Annotated in this window: 1 protein-coding gene; it reads left to right on the top strand. The window is 40.6% G+C overall.

Features of this window, described 5'->3' with window-relative positions; translation table 11 throughout:
* Positions 1-507 (top strand): condensation domain-containing protein (locus AC1RRN_RS21455; protein WP_492969259.1); only part of this gene is annotated, 507 nt, incomplete at both ends.

Raw genomic sequence — 507 nt, 5'->3', positions numbered from 1 at the left:
AAAAAGCCAGGGTTCTGAGCAGTATTGGCTAGATCAGTTTAAAGGGGATCTTCCAGTTTTGGAACTTCCGAGTTTTAAAGTTCGTCCTTTGGTGAAGACTTATAACGGTGACAGGATTTCGCATAGTTTCAGCAGGGAGTTTTTAAGCAAGCTTAAGGATTTTTCAAAAGTTCAGGATGTTACTTTATTTATGACTTTAATCTCAGGAGTAAATGCCTTGTTATATAGATATTCAGGCCAGGATGACATTATCATAGGTACTCCCATTGCAGGGAGAGAGCACCCTGATTTGGAGAACCAGCTTGGGCTTTATTTAAATACGCTTGCTATCCGTACCCCTGTTAGCGGGCAGGGCAGCTTTTTGGATTTGGTAAGGATTCAGAAAGAGATTCTTCTGGGTGCTTATGAGCATCAGGGTTATCCTTTTGATGCATTGGTAGGGAAGTTAAATTTAGCAAGAGACAGCAGTCGTTCTGCCTTATTTGATGTTTTGATAGTTCTTCAGAA

The sequence above is a fragment of the Flavobacterium sp. GW821-FHT11G01 genome, assembly GCF_058808175.1.
Note: the sequence above shows the minus strand (reverse complement) of the source record. Positions and strands in the feature narration are given on the sequence as shown.